Below are 1,352 nucleotides of genomic sequence, written 5' to 3' on the forward strand. Positions count from 1 at the left end.
TTAGTTCGGGATTTAGCCAAAAAAAATAACGAATTTACAAATTTCACTTACCATTCGGTCAGTTTTTTAATGTACACTCGTGAAACTTATGCATAAAACGCCTTTATTGATTTCACAAATATGTATTATTTGCGAACGGCGTCAAACGAACTAAAACTATTGCTGCGCGAGTCTTACTCGCATTACAGCAACTTGAGGTAAAGACGTGATTACTTTTTTCTTAAATGGTCAGGAAGTTAGCGAACATAACATCCAGCCTGATATGACCGTTCTTCGCTATCTGAGAACACGCCAATCCTTAACTGGCACTAAAGAGGGCTGCGGCTCTGGTGACTGTGGGGCATGTTCAGTACTAGCGGGTGAAATGCACAATGGTGAATGGCATTACCGTGCGATCAACTCATGCATCACTTTCCTCGCACAGATTGACGGAAAAAGCCTTATTACTGTTGAAGCATTAGCTAATGGTTCAGAGCTTCACCCTGCTCAGCAAGCAATGGTAGATAAGCAGGGATCACAATGCGGCTTCTGTACTCCTGGCATCATCATGTCTTTAACCGCTTTATTTGAAAACACACCTTCAGATAAGACTTTTACACTTCACGAAATTTACGACGCACTTTCTGGCAACCTTTGCCGCTGCACTGGCTACAAGCCAATTATTGACGCAGCGAAGTCAATGAAATCATACCCAGGCAAAGTGAAAGCAGAAATTTGGACACCTTCTAGCACATCACCTTCAAACAAAGGTGAAACCTCCAATGAAGAAGGTCAATCTTGGAGCGTTCGCACCGAATCAGAGCTTAAAGAGATTATTGCGCACCATCCTGATGCACGAATCGTTGCCGGTGCAACCGATCTAGCACTTGAAGTGACGCAAATGAATCGTCGCATTAATAAGCTTGTTGCGATCAATCAAATCGATAGCTTGAAAACAATTAGTGAAGACGCTAACTACATCACCATCGGTGGTGCAGCATCACTGACTGATTGCGAAAAAGTATTAGAAGCGCACTTCCCTGAGTTCGCTCAGCTACTAGAGCGTTTCGCAGCACGCCAAGTTCGTAACAACGGAACCATGGGCGGCAACATCGCAAACGCATCACCAATTGGTGACGCGCCACCAGTATTAATTGCATTAAATGCAGATATCGAAATCGCGGGTGCAAATTGCAACCGCTGGATTCCTTTAGACACTTTCTACTTGGACTACAAGAAAACACTTCTTCAGACTGGCGAATACATCCGCGCGATCCGTATTCCACGCCGCGAAGCGTGTGAGCACTTGAAAGTGTACAAAATCTCTAAGCGTATCGAAGACGATATTTCAGCAGTGCTTCTTGCGATCAAAG

At 44.2% G+C, this 1,352-nt stretch carries 1 protein-coding gene; it reads left to right on the forward strand.

Annotated features, from left to right (window positions below):
• Positions 1–205: 205 nt before the first annotated feature.
• Positions 206–1,352, forward strand: a 1,147-nt coding sequence (xdhA, locus tag A3762_RS22825) for a xanthine dehydrogenase small subunit (RefSeq protein WP_068757789.1), incomplete at its 3' end; no start/stop codon positions are given.

This window comes from Oleiphilus sp. HI0125, from assembly GCF_001635355.1.